Below are 19089 nucleotides of genomic sequence, written 5' to 3'. Positions count from 1 at the left end.
TTCGCGCGGCAAGGCGGTATTCGCTGGAAAGGCGGCCGTCACAGCGGCCGGCACGCCTTCTCCAGCCAGGCCCTCGGTTCCCCGGCGACCAGCGGAGACAATTTCTCCCAGACCGTCGCATGGTAGGCGTCGATCCAGGCGATCTCGCCGCCGTCGAGCATGTCCTTGTCGATCAGTGCCCGCTCATAGGGGCACCAGGTGATGGTCTCGAAGCCGTAGATGGTGCGTTCGGCGCCGGGGATCAGGCGTTCCTCGACGACGATCAGGTTCTCGATGCGGATGCCGTACTCGCCCTGCTTGTAGTAGCCGGGCTCGTTGGAGAGGATCATGCCAGGCTCCAGCGGCGTGACGCCGAGCTTGGAGAGGCGCTGCGGCCCCTCATGCACCGACAGATAGCTGCCGACGCCGTGGCCGGTGCCGTGGTCGAAGTCGAAGCCGCCCTGCCAGAGCGGCAGCCGGGCGAAGGCGTCGAGCTGCGCGCCGGAGGTTCCCTTGACGAAGACCAGCCGCGAGATCGCGACATGGCCCTTGAGCACCCGGGTGTAGCGGTCGCGCATCTCGGCCGTGGGCGCGCCGATGACGATGGTGCGGGTGATGTCGGTGGTGCCGTCCTCGTACTGACCACCTGAATCGACCAGGAAGATCCCGGGTTCCAGCCGGCGGTTCGTCGCCTCGCTGACGCGGTAATGCGGCAGGGCGGCGTTGGGGCCGGCGCCGGCGATGGTCGTGAAGGAGACGTCCTTGAGCAGCCCGGTCCTGAGCCGTTCGGCTTCGAGCGCCGCGACGGCGTCGATCTCGGTGAGATCGCCCTTCGGCGCCTCGCGCGCGAGCCAGGAGAGGTAGCTCGTCATCGCCGCGCCGTCGCGCAGATGGGCGGCGCGGGTGCCGTTCAGTTCGGCCGCGTTCTTGCGCGCCTTCATCAGCGCGATCGGGTCGGTGCCGGCATCCGGCGTGCCGCCTGCCTGGGTGATCAGCGTCGCCAGCGCCGAGGCGGCGGTGGTGGCATCAAGGCGAACCTTGGCCTTCGCGGCGCCGAGCCTTTTCAACTGGCCGTCGAGCGCAGCCGGCGCCGCGATCTCGCCGACCGCGCCGATGGCGTCACCGGCTTCGTTGGTGATCTTCTCGGGCGCGAGAAACACGGTCGGGCGGCCCTCGCGCGGGACGATGGCGTAGCCGAGCGGCAGGGGCGTGTGCTCGACATCGCCGCCGCGGATGTTGAAGACCCAGGCCAGCGCATGGGGATCGGAGACGACGAGGGCATCGACCTTCGCTTCAGCCAGCGCCTTGCGGATGCGGTCGAGCTTCGAGACGGAATCCTCACCCGCATAGACGGCCGGGTGAGCCTTGACCGGCGCGGCGGGGGCGGCGGGACGGTCCGACCAGAGTGTGTCGATCGGGTTGGCGGCGACGGCGACAAGGCTGCCACCGGCTGCGGCGACCGCTTTTTCCAGCTTTGCGACGCCGTCGACCGTGTGCAGCCAGGGATCATAGCCGAGCTTGCCGCCGGCCGACAGGTTCTGCTCGATCCAGCGCTCCAGCGGCGTCTCCTCCATGCGGACGGGGGTGACGACCGTCGTGTCGGTTTGCGCGGCCGCCTGGATGGTATAGCGGCCATCGACGATCAACGCTGCCTTGTCGGCCAGCACCACCGCGTTGCCGGCCGAGCCGGTGAAGCCAGTCAGCCAGGCGAGGCGGGCCATATGGGCCGGCACATATTCGCCCTGATGCTCGTCGGCACGCGGGATGACGAAACCGTCGAGACCTTGCGCTGCGAGCGCCATGCGCAGCGCGGCGACGCGGCCGGCGACCAGCATGGGGTCGCTGGGCTCGGAGAAGGACTGGAAGCGGCAAGTGGGCAAGGTCGATTCGGTCATGACATGGTCCGGCTTCGGTCGCCGCGCGCCCTGTCGGGCACGATAACGGCGATCCATGTAATCGTTATCGCACCGGATTCTTGCAAAAAATGGATTTCACGATCGGTCCGATGCGAGATCGTGCGCATCGTCGCGCTGCATTGGCTAAAGCGCCAGCGCAAATACGCCGACAGGCAATGCCCGTTTCCTGACGCCGTGCTGCCTTGACGGTTCGCATTGTGCCGATTGGTTATGCAATAAACGCAAATATTAACGGATATGGACGTGTTTCATGCGTTCTATGCATATCTCGCATATGCGAGCATGACTTCTCGCAACTGCGAAATGATCCCACTTTGGTGGCATAAGAGAACGAGGAAGCGACCGGGACTGTCCTTCGTTTTTCGGAGATAGACCCATGACCTATGTGCTAGACAATGCCGATGTGCTGCCCGTGGCAGTGGTGGCCGAAACCAGGGCCCGCAAGGCGGACCAGCCGGGTGTGATGCAGCGCCTCTATGCGGCGCTGATCGAGAGCCGCAAGCGCTCCGCCGCTCGCCAGCTGCGCGCCCGCAACATTCTCGTCAACGAGGCCGAGATCGTGCTGGGCGGCTATCCGTCCGCGACACTGTCGAGCGACGCTTCGCTGCCCTTCAACCGCTGAATTTCCGGCCGCTGCGGCCAGAGCGCGCGCCGATAACATCGAGGATCAGAAACATGATCGCCATCATCAAGCATGTCGCCGAACAGATCGCCGACGCCGCGAAGTTCGCTGCGGCCGTCTGGCACGACGCCCGCAGCCTGCAGGCCGAGGCCGAGCGCAAGTATGGACATATCGGCTTCTGAAGCCGGACGCGTAACGACCTCGCGCTTCTAGCGGCATCGGATCGGAAGCGGCTTCCGCTTTTCCGGTTCGTTGCCCTGGCGCCGGAGGTCAGGCAGGGCGGCGGAGCCTCGGGGCTGCGCCGCCTTTTTTCATGACCAGCGTAGCCCAGCCTTCGCGCAGCGACTGGCTGACGAGATAGATGCCGTGGTGCCGGTAGGCCGAAGCCACCCCGGCGACATCCATCGCGAGCAGACCGGAGAGGATCAGTGTCCCGTCGCGCGAGAGTACGCGCGCGATCGAGGGCGCCAGCTGCCTCAGCGGCCCGGCCAGGATATTGGCGAAGACGAGGTCGAAGCGGCCGGGGCGTTTGGCCTTGGCATGGCGCAGGCCCGGCGCGACATAGAGGTCGAGCGCGTTGGGCGCGTGATTCAGCCGGGCGTTGTGGGCGGAAACCTCGACCGCGATGGCGTCGATGTCTCCGGCGACGACCTTGCGCTTGATCTGCTTTGCCAGCGCCAGCGCGAGGATGCCCGTGCCGGTGCCGACATCGAGCCCGTGGCGCGGGCGGCGCTTCTTCAGCTCGGCGTCCAGAGCCAGCAGGCAGCCCGAGGTGGTACCGTGATGGCCGGTGCCGAAGGCCAGCGCCGCCTCGATCTCGATCGCGACGTCGTTGATCCGCACGACATCCCGGTCATGCGCGCCATGGACGATGACACGGCCGGCGCGCACGGGCTTCAGCCCGTCGAGGCTCGTCGCGACCCAATCCCGCGTGTTCACGGTGGTGAAAGGCGTCGCGTCGACGAGATCGCCGACGATCGGCCTGAGCAGGTCGCGCACCGCCTCCTCGTTCGGATGCTGAGCGAAGTAGATCTCGACCTTCCAGGGCGCGTTCAGCGAGAGCGTGGTGACGCCGTCCTCGATCTCGAAGGCCGAAATCGCGGTTTCGGTCGGGTCGAAGATCTCGCCGAGCAATTCGGTCAGGGCCCGGGCCTTTTCGCCCGAGGTGGAGAGTTCGAAGACGGTCGCAACCGTCGCTGGCAGGAGGCCTTCGCGCATGCGGTGGCATTAGCAGCGTGGGGCGAGGTTGTCATGCGGTGCGATGCGGGGTCGTCATGGTCGGGCTTGACCCGACCATCTCGGAATCCAGCACCTACTCGTCAGAAATTCCCGGGTCGCCGCTGCGCGGCGCCCGAGAATGACGGCTGAGTCAGGCGTGCTGTGCATTCAACGCGGCGAAGACTTGGTCGAAATTGCCCGTGGCTTCGGCGTAGCGCAGCGGCTCGCAACGCTCGACGATCACCTCGGCGGCATCAGGCCGGGTTTCGAGGATCGTCATCACCTCTGCGATGAAATCGGCGAGCGGCATCGCGGCGGGATCGACGGCCTGCTGCGCCCCCATCAGTTCGGTCTGCACATAGGGTGGCGCGATCTCGATGACCCCGACCGAGGTATTCTTGAGCTGCTCGCGCAGGCTGATCGACCAGGAATGGATCGCCGCCTTGGTGGCGCTGTAGGTCGGCGTAACCGCCAGCGGCACGAAGCCGAGGCCGGAGGACACGGTCAGGACCGTGGCACTGGGCCGCTTCATGAGATGCGGCAGGAGCGCGGCCGTCAGGCGGATCGGGCCGAGCAGATTGGTCGTGATCGTTTCCTCGGCGATGGCGAGGTTATCGGCGGCCGGGACATTCTCGGGCTTCATGATGCCCGCATTGTTGAGGATGGCATTGAGCTTGGGAAAGCGCTCGACGACCTGTCGGGCGAAGGCTTCGATATCGGCCTTGTCCTGGATGTCGAGCAGCATCGAGGCCATGCCGGGATTTGCGGCGGTGACCTCGTCGAGGACGCGCTCGCGCCGGCCGGCGATGATGACCTGATTGCCCCTGGCGTGAAGCGCCTCGGCGAGCGCCCGGCCAATGCCCGAGCCGCCGCCGGTGATCAGGATGGTGTTGCCTGAGATGTTCATTGGAAGCCCTCTTGTGGTTGCGTCCCAGGAGGTGGCATCGTCAGTCTTCAAAGGAAAGAAGGCTCCCAAAAGTACCATACATACCAAAAGGAGAGTGTCGGATGCGGACGATCCGGACTGCGATGGCAGCGATGCATGCGCGCAGCGACGCCATACCTCCGGTCAGCCCTGCCGTGGAATCGCTGGTACGGCAGGTCATCGCGCAGGTGGCCGACAAATGGACGATGCTGGTGCTGGAGGCGCTGGAAGAGCACGGCACGCTGCGCTTCACCGAAGTCGGGCGCATGGTCGGCGGCATCAGCCAGAAGATGCTGACCAAGACGCTGCGGGAAATGGAGCGCGATGGGCTTGTCATCCGAACCGTCCATCCGGTGATCCCGCCGCATGTCGATTATACGCTGACCGAACTCGGCCGCGAGCTCAGCGCAGCGTTCTGCGGAGTCTGGGTCTGGGCCGAGACCTATTATGGGCAAGTCTCGGCGGCACGGAAGGCGTTTCGCGAGCGGGAAGGCGGCGCCTGAGCGCTCACAGATCCTTGGTCAGGTAGACGCGGGTCGCGCCGGGCGGCTTCGGCGCGATCTCGCCGAAGACCTGCCATCCCAGCTTTTTGTAGAAGTCCGGCGCCTGGAAACTGATGGTGAAGAGCACCGCCTTGCTGCAACCGCGCCGCCGGCCTTCCTCCTCCGCCAAGGCAAGAATGCGGCTGCCGGTGCCGGTGCCGCGCAGGCTTTTCGGCAGATAGACGAGGTCGATGAAGAGCATGCCGAGCGAGGTGCGCCCGACAAGCCCGCCGATCGGCTCGCCGGTTTCGGGATCGCTGACACGGATCGTAAGATCCTGCCGGTCGTGCAGGCCGATCTTCTCGTCGTTGTAGGCCTTCAGGCCGTTGGAGAGCACTTCGCGAAGAGCTTGTCTTCGGAATCGTTCAGGGCGATCTGGGGAGTCATAGTCGGTCGTATCGTCGGGGAGTCGGCAGTATGGCGCCGCTTCTACTCCGCCGCTGGCTGCAACGATAGACCGGGCGCCGGGATCAAGGCGATGGCGTGTGCGGCCATCTCGGCGGAGGTTTCGGGGTCGCTCCGTAATTCGCTTGGCGTGCGAGCATGGGGCGCTGAGCCGTCCTGAGCTTCGATCCAGAGCGCGACGGCCTCCGGGGCGTTGAGCAGGGCTTCATCCAGCGTGTCGCCGGCCGCAAAGCAACCGGGGAGATCGGGAAACCAGACGCCGACGGCATGGTCGGAGCCCGTATCCTCGATGATGGCGACGTAATAAGTCATGTCAGTCGCGCGGCCAGCCTGCCTGCTTGTAGATCTTCAATACGAGGCCGGGTCCGAAGTTCTTCTTCGGATGCGGCACCACGATAGTGTCACGGACGCCGGGCTTTTTGAAGACATGGTGCGAGCCGGCGACGCGCACGCATTCCCAGCCTTCGCGTTCGAGGCGGCGAATGATGTCGGCGCTGTTTTTGAGCATCGGGACCTGCTGATTCGCATCGGACCCAATCCATATATCCTAAGGGTTTGACATAGTAAGCGATGTTCATTTTCTGTTCTGTGTGGAAAGAGTGTCAAACTATCCAATCCACAAGTTGGGTCGATCAACCAGCCTTCTGCACGAAGCTATCCAGCACCATCTTCCGGCCCGCCTTGTCGAAGTCGACGGTGAGCTTGTTGCCATCGACGCTGGCGACGGAGCCGGGGCCGAATTTGACGTGGAAGACGCGGGCGCCGGTGCCGTAGGCAGACTCGCCGGTCGATTTGGCGGTGAGCTCACCTTCGATCAGCAGCGGGCCGCGCTGGCGTGATGAGCTGCCTCCGAAACCGCCCGAGCCGAAGCCACGGCCGCTTTCGGAGAAGCCGCTGCCACCGCCGCTGTTCTTCGCGCGGTTTTCCTGCGCGCGCTGCCAGCCCGGCGTGTTGTAGCTGGAGCCGAAGCTCTCCATCCGGTCGAAGCGCGAGGCGCCGTAGCCGCCCTGCGAGTAGCTCGTCGGGGCCTGCTCGACCTCGACATGTTCTTCCGGCAATTCGTCGATGAAGCGGGAGGGCAGGCTGGTCTGCCAGAGGCCGTGGATGCGTCGGTTCGAGGCGAAATAGAGCTTCAGCTTCTTGCGGGCGCGGGTCAGGCCGACATGGGCGAGGCGGCGCTCTTCCTCGAGGCCTGCGCGGCCGCTCTCGTCGAGCGCACGCTGGTTCGGGAAGAGCCCTTCCTCCCAGCCGGGCAGGAAGACCGTGTCGAATTCCAGCCCCTTGGCGGCGTGCAGCGTCATGATCGAGACGCGGGCGCCGGATTCGCCGTCGGCGACATCCATCACCAAAGAGACGTGCTCGAGGAAGGCCGGCAGGTCGGGGAATTCGTCGAGCGAGCGGACGAGCTCCTTGAGGTTTTCCAGCCGCCCTGCGGCATCGGCCGAGCGGTCCTTCTTCCACATCTCGGTGTAGCCGGATTCCTCCAGCACGAGCTCTGCCAGCTCGCCCTGCGGCATATGCTCGGCGCGGGTCGACCAGCGGCCGAAGGCATCGACGAGTTCGCGCAGCGTGGTGCGGGCCTTGGGCTTGAGCTCGTCGCTCTCGACCGCGGCACGGGCCGATTGCATCAGAGAGAAGCCGGTGGCGCGAGCATGGTTGTGCAGGAGCTGGACGGTGGCGTCGCCGAGGCCGCGCTTGGGCACATTGATGATCCGCTCGAAGGCGAGGTCGTCGGTCGGCGATACCACGCAGCGCAGATAGGCCAGCGCATCGCGGATTTCGGCGCGCTCATAGAAGCGCGGGCCGCCGATGACGCGATAGGGCACGCCGGCCTGGACGAAGCGCTCCTCGATCTCGCGCATCTGCGCGGAGATGCGGACGAGAACCGCGACCTCGGCGAGATTGTATTTCTTGGCCTGCATCGCCTCGATCTCGTCGGAGATCAGGCGGGCTTCCTCTTGGCTGTCCCAGGCGCCGGTGATGGTGACCTTCTCGCCGAGCGCATCCTCGGTGCGCAGCGTCTTGCCGAGGCGGCCTTCGTTGCGGGCGATCAGCTTGGAGGCGGTGGCGAGGATATGGCCGGTGGAGCGGTAGTTGCGCTCCAGCCGGATCACGGTCGCCCCAGGAAAATCGTGCTCGAAGCGCAGGATGTTGTCGACCTCGGCACCGCGCCAGCCATAGATCGACTGGTCGTCGTCGCCGACGCAGCAGATGTTGCGGCGTCCTTGGGCAAGAAGCCGAAGCCAGAGATACTGCGCCGTGTTGGTGTCCTGGTACTCGTCGACGAGGATGTAGCGGAAGCGATCGTGATAGGTCTGGAGCACGTCAGGATAGTCGCGGAACAGCGTCAGGCAGTGCAGCAGCAGGTCGCCGAAATCAACGGCGTTCAGCGCCTTCAGCCGCTCCTGATAGGCAGCATAGAGCTTGCCGCCCTTGCCGTTGGCGAAGACGGCGGCCTCGCCGGGCGGCACGTCCTTGGGGCTGAGGCCGCGATTCTTCCAGCTATCGATGAAGCCCGCCAGCATGCGGCCGGGCCAGCGCTTCTCGTCGATGCCCTCGGCCTGAATCACCTGCTTCATCAGGCGGATCTGGTCGTCGGTGTCGAGAATGGTGAAGTCGCTGCGCAGGTCGAGCAGTTCGGCGTGGCGGCGCAGCAGCTTGGCCGAGATCGAGTGGAAGGTGCCGAGCCAGGGCATGCCCTCGGCGACCGGTCCGACGAGATGGGCGACGCGCTCCTTCATCTCGCGCGCCGCCTTGTTGGTGAAGGTGACGGCGAGGATCTGGGAAGGGTAGGCGCGGCTGGTCGAAATCAGGTGGCCGATGCGGGTGGTGAGCACGCGGGTTTTGCCGGTGCCGGCGCCGGCCAGCACCAACACGGGGCCTTCCGTCGCCTCGACCGCCTGGCGCTGCTCCGGGTTCAGCCCCGTAAGATAGCCGGCCGCCGGCTGCGCTGCGGCACGCGCGGCGAGGCCTCCAGGGCGGGGCAGGGGAGCGGAAAAGGGGTCAGTCTCGGACAAGGGACCAGTGTGCTCGTGCGTGATTCGTTCTCCGGCGAATATAGGGCGCTCGTGTCAGGATTGCGCCCTGCCGGAGGGATCATTTTATATCCCGTTCCACAGGGAGGTGGCAGCAATGGCGGAGCAGAGCGGGGAAGGGCGCTGGGAGGTCACCAATCAGGTGCCGGTGCTGGCCGAATACGATGCCTTCGCCGCCGATCCGGTGCTGCCGGCCATCGTCTCGGCGTTCGGGGCCGATTGGGCGCGAGACCGCTTGCATGACGCCGGGCGGACAGTCGGCTCGGCAAGGGTGCAGGAGCTGGCCTATCTCGCCAATCGCTACACGCCCGAACTGAGGGCCTTCGACCGCTTCGGCAACCGCATCGACGAGATCGCCTTCCATCCCGCCTGGCACGAGCTGATGGGGCTTGCTATCGGGCAGGAGACGCATGCGCTCGCCTGGAACCGGCCGGAGCCCGGCGCGCAGGTGGCCCGCGCCGCCTTGCAGTATCTCTGGTACGGCGCCGAGAGCGGGATCTGCTGCCCGATCAGCATGACCTATGCCGCCGTGCCGGTGCTGAAGCAGGACGCGGCACTCTGGGAGCAGTGGGGCCACCTCGTCACCTCCAATCGCTACGATCCGCGGCAGGGGCCGGCGCCTCTCAAGACCGGCGCGACCGTCGGCACGGCGATGACGGAGACGCAAGGCGGCTCGGATCTGCGTCAGACGCAGACATATGCCGAAGACAATCGCGACGGCACCTATTCGCTCCATGGCCGGAAATGGTTCTTCTCGGTGCCGCATTCCGACGTCTTCCTGACGCTGGCGCGGACGGCCGAGGGGATCTCGTGCTTCGTCGTGCCGGGCTGGCAGCTGGACGGATCGCGCAACGGCGTCGCGATCCAGCGACTCAAGGACAAGGTCGGAAACCGCTCGAATGCCTCCTCCGAGGTGGAGTTCAGGGGCGCCATCGGCCATCTGATCGGGGAGCCGGGGCGCGGGATCCGCACCGGACTGTCGATGAATCACAATTCACGGCTGGACATTGCCGCCGCCTCCTCCGGGCTGATGCGGATGGCGGTCTCGCTGGCGGCGCATCACGCGCAGCACCGGAGGGCATTCCAGAAGGCGCTGATCGACCAGCCGATCATGCAGAACGTGCTGGCCGATATCGCGATCGAGGCTGAGGCCGCGGCCTGGCTCGCCTTCCGGCTTTTCGCGGCGCTGGATCGACAGGAGGCATCGGAGAGTGAGCGGCTGCTGGCGCGGGTGGGCGCGCCGATCGCGAAATACTGGATCACGCGGCGGACGCCTGCCGTCGTCACCGAGGCGCTGGAGTGCCATGGCGGCAACGGCTTCATCGAGGACAACCCGATGGCGCGGCTCTATCGCGAGGCGCCGCTGAACGCGATCTGGGAAGGCTCGGGCAATGTCATCTGCCTGGACGTGCTGCGCTCGCTGGCGCGGGAGCAGGGGGCGATCGACGTGCTGAGGGCTGAGCTGATGGTGGCTGCGGGCTCGGACAAGCGCTACGATGCGGCGCTGAGGCGTTTGGAAGGCGAATTGCCCGGGATGATGCGCAATGAGGGGCAGGCGCGGCGTCTCACCGAGCGCTTGGCGCTCATGTTGCAGGGCTCGTTGCTGTTGCAGTTTGCGCCCTCTGCGGTGGCGGACGCGTTCATTGCCATGCGGCTTGGGGATGGCTGGTCGGGGCAGTTCGGCGATCTGCCGCCGGCGGTGGATGCCGGAGTGCTGGCGCGACGGGCGGTGCCCGTTGCGTGAGGCGTCATGCCCGGGCTTGACCCGGGCATCTCTTTATCGCCTTTCCGTCGTGAGATGCTCGGGGCAAGCCCGAGCATCACGGCGGGATCAAGCCGCTTCCGGCTCGAAATTCATCGCCACGCCGTTAATGCAGTAGCGCAGGCCGGTGGGCGGCGGGCCGTCGGGGAAGACGTGGCCGAGATGGCCGCCGCAATTGGCGCAATGCGCCTCGACACGGTGCATGCCGTAGCTGAAATCCTCCGAGGCGCCGACGGCGCCCTCCAGCGGCTGGTCGAAACTCGGCCAGCCCGTGCCGCTCTCGAACTTCTTGCCCGACTTGAACAGCTTCTGGCCGCAGCCGGCGCAGGAGAAGGTGCCGGCGCGCTTCTCGTAGTTGAGTGCGCAAGAACCCGCACGCTCCGTGCCGTGGCCACGCAGGACCTGATACTGCTCCGGCGTCAGCCGCTCGCGCCACTGCGCGTCGGTCAGCTGGAAGGGGAAAGTCTCGTCCTGCTTCTTCGACTCGCCGAACATGCTCATCAGACCCATTGCGATCTCCTTGTCAGCGGGGTGGCGGGGCGCCTCATCGGCTTTCGTGCCGCCAATATGGCGTCTCAGGCGCCGGATTTCAGCCCCACAGATTACCGGCGGTTTCACGACGCCGCGGCAAGGGCCGAGGCTCCGTCACCGGACCGTCACGCGACTCCTCTAGCAGGCCCGCCACCCGCAAAGGGAGGAAAACCGGTGACGCAACAGGCGACGCAAACGGCGCGCGCGGCCCGCCGCATGACGAGCTCGGGCCTGGGACTGGCCGTCCGGCGCAGCAAGACGCTGTCCAAAGCGGGCATGCTGGAATGGCTGTTCGCCCGCGCCTTCTCCGGACTGGTCTATCCGCAGATCTGGGAAGACCCGGTGGTCGACATGGCGGCGCTGCAGCTCAAGGCCGAGGACCATGTCGTGGCGATCGCGTCGGGCTCCTGCAACATCCTTTCCTATCTCACGGCCGCGCCGATCCGTGTCAGCGCTGTCGATCTCAACGCCGCGCATATCGCGCTCGGCCGGCTGAAGCTCGCGGCTCTGGCGCGGTTGGAGCGGCAGGAGGACTTCCTGCGCTTCTTCGGCCAGGCAAATGCGCGCGAGAATGTCGGCGTCTACGATCGCGAGATCGCTGATCATCTCGACGCCGTCTCGCGCGGCTACTGGGAGGGGCGGGGCCTCAATGGACGGCGCCGGATCAACCTCTTCGCCAAGGGCTTCTATCGCTACGGCCTGCTCGGCCGCTTCATCGGCACGGGCCATGTGCTGGCGCGGGCGCTGGGCGGCAATCCGCTGACGATGCTGGCAGCGCGTGACCTAGCCGAACAGCGGGCGCTCTACGAGCAGCATCTCGCGCCGGTGTTCGAGCGCAAGCTGGTGCGGTGGCTGGTGCGCCAGCCGGCCTCGCTCTATGGGCTCGGCATCCCGCCGGCGCAGTACAAGGCGCTGGCGGCCGATGGCGAGGAGGGCATTCTCGGCGCGCTGAAGCTGCGGCTGGAGCGTCTGGCCTGCGATTTCGATCTGAAGGACAACTACTTCGCCCAGCAGGCTTTCGGCCGACGCTATGGCGAGGGGGCCGACGCGGCGTTTCCGCCCTATCTGCAGCCGCAATATTTCGCGGCGGTGAAGGAGCGCGCTGCGAACGTCTCCTATCACCAGAGCGCGGTCACCGCCTTGCTGGAGCAGCAGCCGGCCGAGAGTTGCGATGCCTATGTGCTGCTCGATGCGCAGGATTGGATGAACGACGCCGATCTGACGGCGCTGTGGTCGCAGATCACGCGCGCCGCCCGGCCGGGCGCGCGGGTGATCTTCCGCACGGCGGCCGACGAGCGGCTGCTGCCCGGCCGGATACCCGCTGCGATCCTCGACCAGTGGCATTACGAGGAGGAGCGCAGCCGCGATCTCTGCCGGCAGGACCGCTCGGCGATCTATGGCGGCTTCCACCTCTATGTGCTGAAGGGGCAGGTCCGGTGAGCGCCGCCGAGGCGCCGGGCGGCTCGCCCGCCGGGTTGATGGACCGGATCTATCGGCGTCAGCGGCACATCTACGACGCCAGCCGGAAGTTCTATCTGCTCGGCCGTGACCAGCTGATCGATGGGTTGCAGCCGCCTCCCGGCGCCACCGTCCTGGAGATCGGCTGCGGCACCGGGCGCAACCTCATCCAGATCGCGCGGCGCTACCCGTCCAGCGCCTGCTACGGGCTCGACGTCTCCAGCGAGATGCTGGCGACGGCGCGCACTGCGGTGGCGCGGGCGGAGCTGGACGATCGGATCCAGCTAGCCGAGGCTGATGCCACCGGCTTCGACCCGCAGGCACTGTTCGGCCTTCAGGGCTTCGACCGGATCGTGATCTCCTATGCGCTGTCGATGATCCCGCCCTGGCAGGGTGTCGTCGCGGAGGCGCTGCGCCGCCTCAACATGGGCGGCTCTTTGCATATCGTCGATTTCGGCGATCAGAGCGGGCTGCCGGCGAGCTTCAAGGCCGTGCTGCTGCGCTGGCTCGCCCTGTTCCATGTCACGCCACGCGAGGATCTGCCGGAGACGGTGCGGGCGCTAGCGGAAGCGGCGGGGGCCGACTGCCGGCTCGGCGCGCCGTATCGTGGCTATGCGATGCATGCGGTGGTGGGAAGGCGCGGAGCTTAGCGTCATGCTCGGGCTTGACCCGAGCACCTCCTGACAAGAAGGCGCTGGTTTCAGAGATGGTCGGGCCAAGCCCGACCATGACGGCAAAATAGTCTCAGTGCCGCGTCTCGACCTCGGGCTCGCGCACTTCCTTCGCCTCATCGACGCGGATCGCCGACTTCTTCGGCATGCCGATGATGCGACCGATCGTAGCCGGCGGCGGCATCATGCTGTGGGCTGCCTTCATCAAAGCAAGATTCGCGAGGATGTCGGCAGGGAAGGGCGTGACCCTGCGATGGACCATGTCGACGTGCAGCGACAGGTTCTCGCTGGTCGCGGCGAGCCAGCCTTCATGGGCGTGGCGCATCTCGAGATAGTAGTGCAGGCGCTTGTCGTCGAAGCTGATGAGCTGGGCGGTGACGCGGACGAGGTCGCCATCGGTCAGCTCACGCTTGTAGAGGATGTGGCATTCCGCGGTGAAGGTCGAGGCGTGGCGTGTCTCGACATAGTCCCGCGTCAGGCCGACAAGAGAGAAGACTTCGTCCACCGCACGGTCGAACAGGACATGATAGTAGGCCATGTTGAGATGGCCGTTGTAGTCGATCCATTGCGGCTCGACCCGCATCGCCGAAGAGACGAAGGGCGAGAAGAAGAGCGCCGGAGCGCGTGTATCGTGTGCCATGATCGCCCTCCCTGTCAGGCGCCTCGTTCAAGGGCCCGTCGCATTATTGCGGCTGCCCATTTCGTCGTCCCATGATCTAGTATGCATCGTTCGCAATCAGCGTCAGCACCTCGCCCCGGCCACGATGGTCAGGATGATGTCGGACCGTAACCAATTGCGAAACCGATCTGTTCCAAGTCTAAGCGCCAAAATCGGATCTTGACAATGAGCCTGCCCGCTGCCGCCCCTCATGACAGCCCTGCCTCCGCCGCAGTGCTGCCGCCATCGCCCGATGCCATTGCAGCCGTGACCCAGGCGCTGGCCGCGCGCTTCGGAAACCGGCTCGTCATCAGCCTCGCGGTGCGCCAGCAGCACGGCCATACCCTGACCTGGATACCCAATCAGCCGCCGGATGCGGTGATTTTCCCGCAAAACACGGAAGAGGTTTCCGAGATCGTGAAGCTCTGCGCGGCGCATGGCGTGCCGGTCATTGCCTTCGGCACCGGCACCTCGCTGGAGGGGCATGTCAACGCGCCCTTCGGTGGCGTCTGCATCGACATGTCGCAGATGAAGCGCATCATCGCCGTGCACGCCGAGGATCTCGACGTGGTGGTCGAGGCCGGCGTCACCCGCAAGGAGCTCAACGAGCATCTGCGCGACCAGGGCCTGATGTTCCCGATCGATCCGGGCGCCGATGCCTCGATCGGCGGCATGGCCGCGACGCGCGCTTCCGGCACCAATGCGGTCCGCTACGGCACGATGAAGGACAATGTGCTGGCGCTGAAGGCGGTGATGGCCGATGGCTCGATCGTCAAGACCTCGACGCGCGCCCGCAAGACCTCGGCCGGCTACGATCTCACCCGCCTGCTCGTCGGCTCGGAAGGCACGCTCGGCATCATCACCGAGGTCACGCTAAAGCTGCATGGCATCCCCGAGGCGATCGCCGCCGGCGTCTGCCCCTTCCCCTCGGTGAAGGCCGCCTGCGATGCGACGATCCTGACCATCCAGACCGGCTTGCCGGTGGCGCGCATCGAGCTGCTCGACGACGTGATGATCCGCGGCGTCAACCTGCATGCCAAGCTCGGCCTGCCGGAGACGACGATGCTCTTCGTCGAGTTCCACGGAACGGAAGCGGGCGTTGCCGAGCAGTCCCAGCGCTTCGGCGAGATCGCGGCGGAATATGGCGGCGGGCCCTTCGAATGGGCGACCAAGGCGGAGGACCGCTCCAAGCTCTGGCAGGCGCGCCATGACGCCTATTGGGCGGCGAAGGCGCTGCGGCCCGGCTTCGACTCGGTCGCGACCGATGTCTGCGTGCCGATCTCGCAGCTGGCCGAATGCGTCGAGGAGACCAAGCGCGACATCGAGGCCTCCGGGCTGATCGCGCCGATCGCGGGCCATGTCGGCGACGGCAATTTCCACACGCAACCGCTGGTCGATCTTAACGACAAGGCCGAGGTCGAGCGGGCCCAGACCTTCATCGACCGGCTGGTGAAGCGTGCGCTGGCCATGGGCGGAACCTGCACGGGTGAACACGGTGTCGGCCAGAAGAAGATGAAGTATCTCGAGCAGGAGCACGGGGCGGAGGCACTCGCGGTAATGCGGACGCTGAAGCGTGGGCTCGATCCGCAGAACATCCTCAATCCCGGAAAAATCGTCGTCCTGTGACATCGGCGCGGCTTGCGCTGCGGGCGCCCTTCGCGAAATGTCGCGATCCTGCCGCGACTTGCCGGCATGATCGCGGGCGGACGCCGGTTTTGGACCGGTGCCGCTACACCATGGCGACAGGGACAGAAAGCGGACGTTGCGTGAAAGCCTGACAGTTCTGGCCGGCCTGCTGGTATTGGCGCTGCTGGCGGCCCTGATTGGCCCCGGCTTCGTCGATTGGCGCGCCTATCGTCCGCAGATCGAGGCCAGGCTGAGCGAAGCGCTGGGCGTGGAGACGCAGATCGGCGGGGCGATCGGCCTGCGCCTGCTGCCCTCGCCGCGCATATCCCTCGAAAATGTGCGGATCGGCAGCGGCGACGGCACCGCCAGCGCGGCGACGGTCGAACATGCGACGGTCGAGCTGGCGCTCGCCGCCATGGCGCGCGGGGAGTTCCGGTTCTCGGAAGCCGAGATCGACGGGGCCACGGTCACGCTTTCCCTCGACGAGACCGGCGCGATCCGCCTGCCGGAGCGCACTGGCAAGGGCCTGCCGGCCGAAGCGAGCCTCGACAGGCTGCGGATCAGCCGCTCGGCCCTGATCTGGCGAGAGCCGGGCAAGCCGGCGGTCATGTTGACGCCAATCGCCGCGGAGGTTTCTGCCGTCAGCTTCGCCGGGCCCTGGCGTTTCGAAGGCGAGGTGGCGGGCACGTCCCTGCGCGTGACGACCGGCGAGCTCGAGGAGGGCGGCCGGCTGCGCGCCAAGGCCTTCCTCACCGGAGAGGATCTGCAGCTCAATTTCGACGGCTCCCTGATCCTGCCGGCGGCGCCAGGGCGGATCGCCGTCGAGCTCGACGGCGCCTTCGGCCTGTCGCCGGGCGGGGCGGTCTCGCTGTCGGGCAAGGTGAAGGGCGGTGGTCGCCAACTCGAGCTTGCGGGTCTCACGCTCGACCTCGCCGGCGGTGCGGCGAGGCTGGAGGGGGAGGGGCAATATCTGCCGGGAACCGGAGCCGGCTCTCTGGCGTTGCGGGCGCGCCGGCTCGATGCCGATGCACTGGTCGCGGCGCTGGCGGAGCGCCAGGGCTTCGAGCGGGCGCTGAGCGGTCTGCCGGGCACTCTCGACATCGGTCTCGACCTCGACCAGGTGATCTGGCGGGGCGAGGATTTTTCGACATTGGCGCTCCGCGGCCGGCTGCATGATGGCGGGCTGAACGATGCTTCGGCTTCGGTTCGCGTCGCCGGCGCGCTCATCGGGGCAAGCGGCGGTCTGGGCTCGGAGGGAGCGACGGGCCGCATCAATCTCAAGGCGGATGATGCGCGGCGCGTTGCGCTGGTGCTGGCCCGCGCCGGACTCGACCCGACCATGGCCGATTTTATCGCGGGGCTCGGACGCATCGATGCCGATGCGGTCGGCTCCTGGGCGCCGGGGCGGATCGCGTTCCAGCGGCTGCTGGTTGCGGGATCGTCCGGCGTGCGGCTCGACGCGTCGGGCGAGGCCGGATCGAACAGGCTCGCGGCCAAGGCCACGGTGAGCGGGCTAGCGCTCGATACCTTGCCGCCGGGAACGAGCCTCGGCGGCTTGTTCCGGCAGCCTGACATCGCGCTGGATCTGACACTCGCCAATGCGCGCTACCGCAATGCTCCGCCAGGCTCGGCCAGCCTCGATATCCGCCGCGAGGGCGATGTCTGGCGGCTGAGCCGCCTCTCGGTCAACGGTTTCGGCGGCGTCAACGTTACCGGAGCCGGGTCGCTGCTGGCCGAGGGCGGAGAGATTTCGRGGCGGGTCCGCGCGCCGCGCATCGAGACCCTGACGGCTTTGGCCGGGCCGCTGCTGCCGGAGGCGGCGATGCAGGCGTTGACGCGGGCAAGCGACGGGCTGGCGAGGCTCGACAGCAGCTTCCGCCTGACGCGGGCGGCTTCGGGCGAGACCGCGCTCTCGGCCGAGGGCAATGCGGCGGCCGGGAAGCTGACGATCAAGGGCCTGCTCGACCGCGCCGGAAACTGGAACAGCGCCAGTTTGGGTTTCGACCTTGCCGACCGGCGCCAAGCCTTCACGGCGCTTGGCCTGCCCGCGCCGGTGCAGGGCGGCGCCGGCCGGCTGACGCTCGACATCGACAAGGGGCGCGTGGTCGGCTCGCTGGCCGGGCCGGGTCTGTCCATCGTCGTCGAGGATGGCGCCGGCGCGGCGCAGGTCTCGCTGCAGGCCGAAGGACCGGCCCAGATTCTGGCGGAGGGGCCGGCGCGGCTGCTGCCCGACGGCGTTCTCGATGCCCATGCGCGACTGCGGCTGACGGGCGAGGCGGTCCAGCTCGACGGCATCGCAGCCAATCTCGGCGGCATCGCTGCCGGCGGCTCGCTCATCTTGCCGCGCGAGGGACGCTACAGCGGACGTTTCGCGATCCCTGCGGCGGATTTGCGCCAACTGGTCGCGACGGCGCTGGGCCCGGCGCCGGCGGCGCCCGGGTCGATCTGGTCGACGGCACGGTTCGGGCGCGTCGGCGAGCTGCCGGAGTTCGACATTGCGGTCGAGGCCGGTTCGCTCGCGGTTCTCGACGGTGCGACGATCCGCAATGCGAGCTTCGCTTTGCGGTCCGATCAGGACGGGTTGCGGGTCGAGGATATCAAGGGAGCGTTCGGCGGGGGGCAGGTCGCCGGTCGGCTCGGCCTGCGTCGCGACGGGGGGCTCGCTCAGCTCAACGGACGGTTGGCCCTGACGGCGATCGACGTCGTCGAACTGACCAAGGGCGCTATCGGCGGCAAGGCTTCGGGGCAGGTCGAGTTCGGCGGATCGGGCGAGACGCCGGCGCGCCTGATCGCTGGCCTCAGCGGGGCCGGGAACCTGTCGCTTACCGGCGCTCGCCTCGCCCGTTTCGATCCCGGCGCCTACGCCCGTATCATCGCCAATACCGGCGAGGATGCCTCCGAAAGCGATGCCTCGCGCCTGCAGGACCGGCTCGCGGAAGCGCTGGATCGCGATGCCTGGGCGCTTGGTGACATCACCTTGCCCTTCACGCTCGCAGGCGGCCTCATCCGGCTGCAGCCCTTGAGCTTCGAGCGCAACGGCTTGCGGGCGGAGGCAAGCGGGGTCGTCGATCTGCGTGCGCTCAATGCCGATCTCAGGCTCGGTCTCAAGCCAGTCGGGGCGCTGCCGAAGGGCTGGCCCGGAGATGCCCCGCAGATCGGGATCGCCTGGCGCGGACCGCTCTCCAATCTGCGGCGGGAGAGCGATGTCAGCGCCCTCTCGAACACGGTGGCGGCGCGGGCTCTGGCGCGCGAGATCGAGCGCGTCGAAGCCTTCGAGGCTGATGCGCGCGAGCGGGCGATGCATGCGCGGCGGCTGAGGGCGGAGCGCGAGATGCGCGAGAACGAGCGCAAGCTCAACGAGTTCATGAAGGCGCAGGAAGAGGCCCGCCTCGCCGAGGAAAAGCGGCAGGAGGAGGTGCGACGTGCCGAGGAGCAGCGCAGGCTAGCCGAGGAGAAGCGCGCCGAGGAACTGCGCCGCGCGGAGCAGGCGCGGACGGAGCAGGAGGCGCGCCGACGGGCGGAGCTGGAGGAGCGCGCCCGAGCCGCGGCGGAGCGGGCAGCCATGCAATCGGCTCCGCCGCCGACACAGCCACAGTCACTGTCACAACCGGGACCGCTCGTCCTCCCGGGGGCGCCCCGTTCCAGCTCTCCTGAAGGCGCGGTTCAGCAGCCGGCGCCGCCTCTCCAGATTCTGCCGGGCGCACAACCGCGCAATTGAAGCCGTGCTTCAAACCCGCCCGG

General features: G+C 67.1%; 17 protein-coding genes. 8 read left to right on the top strand and 9 right to left on the bottom strand.

All coding sequences use genetic code 11. The features are described 5' to 3' along the window. Positions 1 to 38: 38 nt before the first annotated feature. Positions 39 to 1874: an aminopeptidase P family protein gene (locus AC1DE3_RS02200; protein ID WP_476852025.1), complete on the bottom strand. Its 1836-nt coding sequence runs from the start codon at positions 1872 to 1874 to the stop codon at positions 39 to 41. A gap of 397 nt (positions 1875 to 2271) precedes the next feature. On the opposite strand from AC1DE3_RS02200, the gene AC1DE3_RS02195 reads away from it, so the two are divergent. Beyond that, complete coding sequence (locus AC1DE3_RS02195; RefSeq protein WP_476779100.1) at positions 2272 to 2517, top strand: hypothetical protein; 246 nt, start codon at positions 2272 to 2274, stop codon at positions 2515 to 2517. A 53-nt stretch (positions 2518 to 2570) separates the two neighbouring features. Beyond that, on the top strand, positions 2571 to 2699 hold the full coding sequence (locus AC1DE3_RS02190; RefSeq protein WP_441513813.1) for a hypothetical protein: 129 nt from the start codon (positions 2571 to 2573) through the stop codon (positions 2697 to 2699). Positions 2700 to 2787: 88 nt separating this feature from the next. On the opposite strand, the gene AC1DE3_RS02185 is transcribed toward AC1DE3_RS02190, so the two are convergent. Both AC1DE3_RS02185 and AC1DE3_RS02180 read right to left on the bottom strand, forming a co-directional pair. Next, positions 2788 to 3735: a 50S ribosomal protein L11 methyltransferase gene (locus AC1DE3_RS02185; protein ID WP_476852024.1), complete on the bottom strand. Its 948-nt coding sequence runs from the start codon at positions 3733 to 3735 to the stop codon at positions 2788 to 2790. A 151-nt stretch (positions 3736 to 3886) separates the two neighbouring features. Beyond that, positions 3887 to 4642: an SDR family oxidoreductase gene (locus tag AC1DE3_RS02180; RefSeq protein ID WP_476779102.1), complete on the bottom strand. Its 756-nt coding sequence runs from the start codon at positions 4640 to 4642 to the stop codon at positions 3887 to 3889. A 101-nt stretch (positions 4643 to 4743) separates the two neighbouring features. On the opposite strand from AC1DE3_RS02180, the gene AC1DE3_RS02175 reads away from it, so the two are divergent. Continuing rightward, on the top strand, positions 4744 to 5163 hold the full coding sequence (locus AC1DE3_RS02175; RefSeq protein ID WP_476779103.1) for a winged helix-turn-helix transcriptional regulator: 420 nt from the start codon (positions 4744 to 4746) through the stop codon (positions 5161 to 5163). Between the two features lie 4 nt (positions 5164 to 5167). On the opposite strand, the gene AC1DE3_RS02170 is transcribed toward AC1DE3_RS02175, so the two are convergent. From AC1DE3_RS02170 to AC1DE3_RS02155, 4 genes are all read right to left on the bottom strand, one after another. After that, positions 5168 to 5539 (bottom strand): GNAT family N-acetyltransferase, encoded by a 372-nt coding sequence (locus tag AC1DE3_RS02170; RefSeq protein ID WP_476779104.1) that lies wholly within the window; start codon positions 5537 to 5539, stop codon positions 5168 to 5170. A gap of 92 nt (positions 5540 to 5631) precedes the next feature. Beyond that, positions 5632 to 5919 (bottom strand): type II toxin-antitoxin system HicB family antitoxin, encoded by a 288-nt coding sequence (locus AC1DE3_RS02165; RefSeq protein WP_476779105.1) that lies wholly within the window; start codon positions 5917 to 5919, stop codon positions 5632 to 5634. Between the two features lies 1 nt (position 5920). Next, positions 5921 to 6115: a type II toxin-antitoxin system HicA family toxin gene (locus AC1DE3_RS02160; protein WP_476779106.1), complete on the bottom strand. Its 195-nt coding sequence runs from the start codon at positions 6113 to 6115 to the stop codon at positions 5921 to 5923. Between the two features lie 124 nt (positions 6116 to 6239). Then, positions 6240 to 8624, bottom strand: a complete 2385-nt coding sequence (locus AC1DE3_RS02155; protein WP_476779107.1) for an ATP-dependent helicase — start codon at positions 8622 to 8624, stop codon at positions 6240 to 6242. 115 nt (positions 8625 to 8739) lie between these two features. Between AC1DE3_RS02155 and AC1DE3_RS02150 the strand changes: the two genes are divergently transcribed. After that, on the top strand, positions 8740 to 10386 hold the full coding sequence (locus tag AC1DE3_RS02150; protein WP_476852023.1) for an acyl-CoA dehydrogenase family protein: 1647 nt from the start codon (positions 8740 to 8742) through the stop codon (positions 10384 to 10386). Between the two features lie 87 nt (positions 10387 to 10473). Here AC1DE3_RS02150 and msrB read toward each other — a convergent pair whose 3' ends face one another. Further along, positions 10474 to 10905 carry a peptide-methionine (R)-S-oxide reductase MsrB gene (gene msrB, locus AC1DE3_RS02145; RefSeq protein ID WP_476852257.1) on the bottom strand — a complete coding sequence of 144 codons (432 nt, stop codon included), beginning with the start codon at positions 10903 to 10905 and terminating at the stop codon, positions 10474 to 10476. A 204-nt stretch (positions 10906 to 11109) separates the two neighbouring features. Here msrB and AC1DE3_RS02140 point away from each other — a divergent pair, with 204 nt between their 5' ends. Further along, positions 11110 to 12375: a BtaA family protein gene (locus AC1DE3_RS02140; RefSeq protein ID WP_476852022.1), complete on the top strand. Its 1266-nt coding sequence runs from the start codon at positions 11110 to 11112 to the stop codon at positions 12373 to 12375. Next, positions 12372 to 13043 (top strand): class I SAM-dependent methyltransferase, encoded by a 672-nt coding sequence (locus tag AC1DE3_RS02135; protein ID WP_476852021.1) that lies wholly within the window; start codon positions 12372 to 12374, stop codon positions 13041 to 13043. The genes AC1DE3_RS02140 and AC1DE3_RS02135 overlap by 4 nt, the downstream gene beginning before the upstream one ends. A 94-nt stretch (positions 13044 to 13137) precedes the next feature. Here the strand turns inward: AC1DE3_RS02135 and AC1DE3_RS02130 are convergent, their stop codons facing one another. Next, positions 13138 to 13704, bottom strand: coding sequence for a thioesterase family protein (locus AC1DE3_RS02130; RefSeq protein WP_476779111.1), 567 nt, complete (start codon positions 13702 to 13704; stop codon positions 13138 to 13140). Positions 13705 to 13908: 204 nt separating this feature from the next. Between AC1DE3_RS02130 and AC1DE3_RS02125 the strand changes: the two genes are divergently transcribed. Further along, a complete protein-coding gene (locus AC1DE3_RS02125; RefSeq protein WP_476779112.1) occupies positions 13909 to 15348 on the top strand; it encodes an FAD-binding oxidoreductase in 1440 nt (479 codons plus the stop codon). Positions 15349 to 15484: 136 nt separating this feature from the next. Continuing rightward, on the top strand, positions 15485 to 19066 hold the full coding sequence (locus AC1DE3_RS02120; RefSeq protein WP_476852020.1) for an AsmA family protein: 3582 nt from the start codon (positions 15485 to 15487) through the stop codon (positions 19064 to 19066). The last annotated feature ends 23 nt before the right edge of the window (positions 19067 to 19089 follow it).

It is taken from the genome of Allobosea sp. 10L417 (assembly GCF_056395485.1).
The sequence above is the reverse complement of the archived record's forward strand: the minus strand, read 5'-3'. Positions and strand labels throughout refer to the sequence as shown.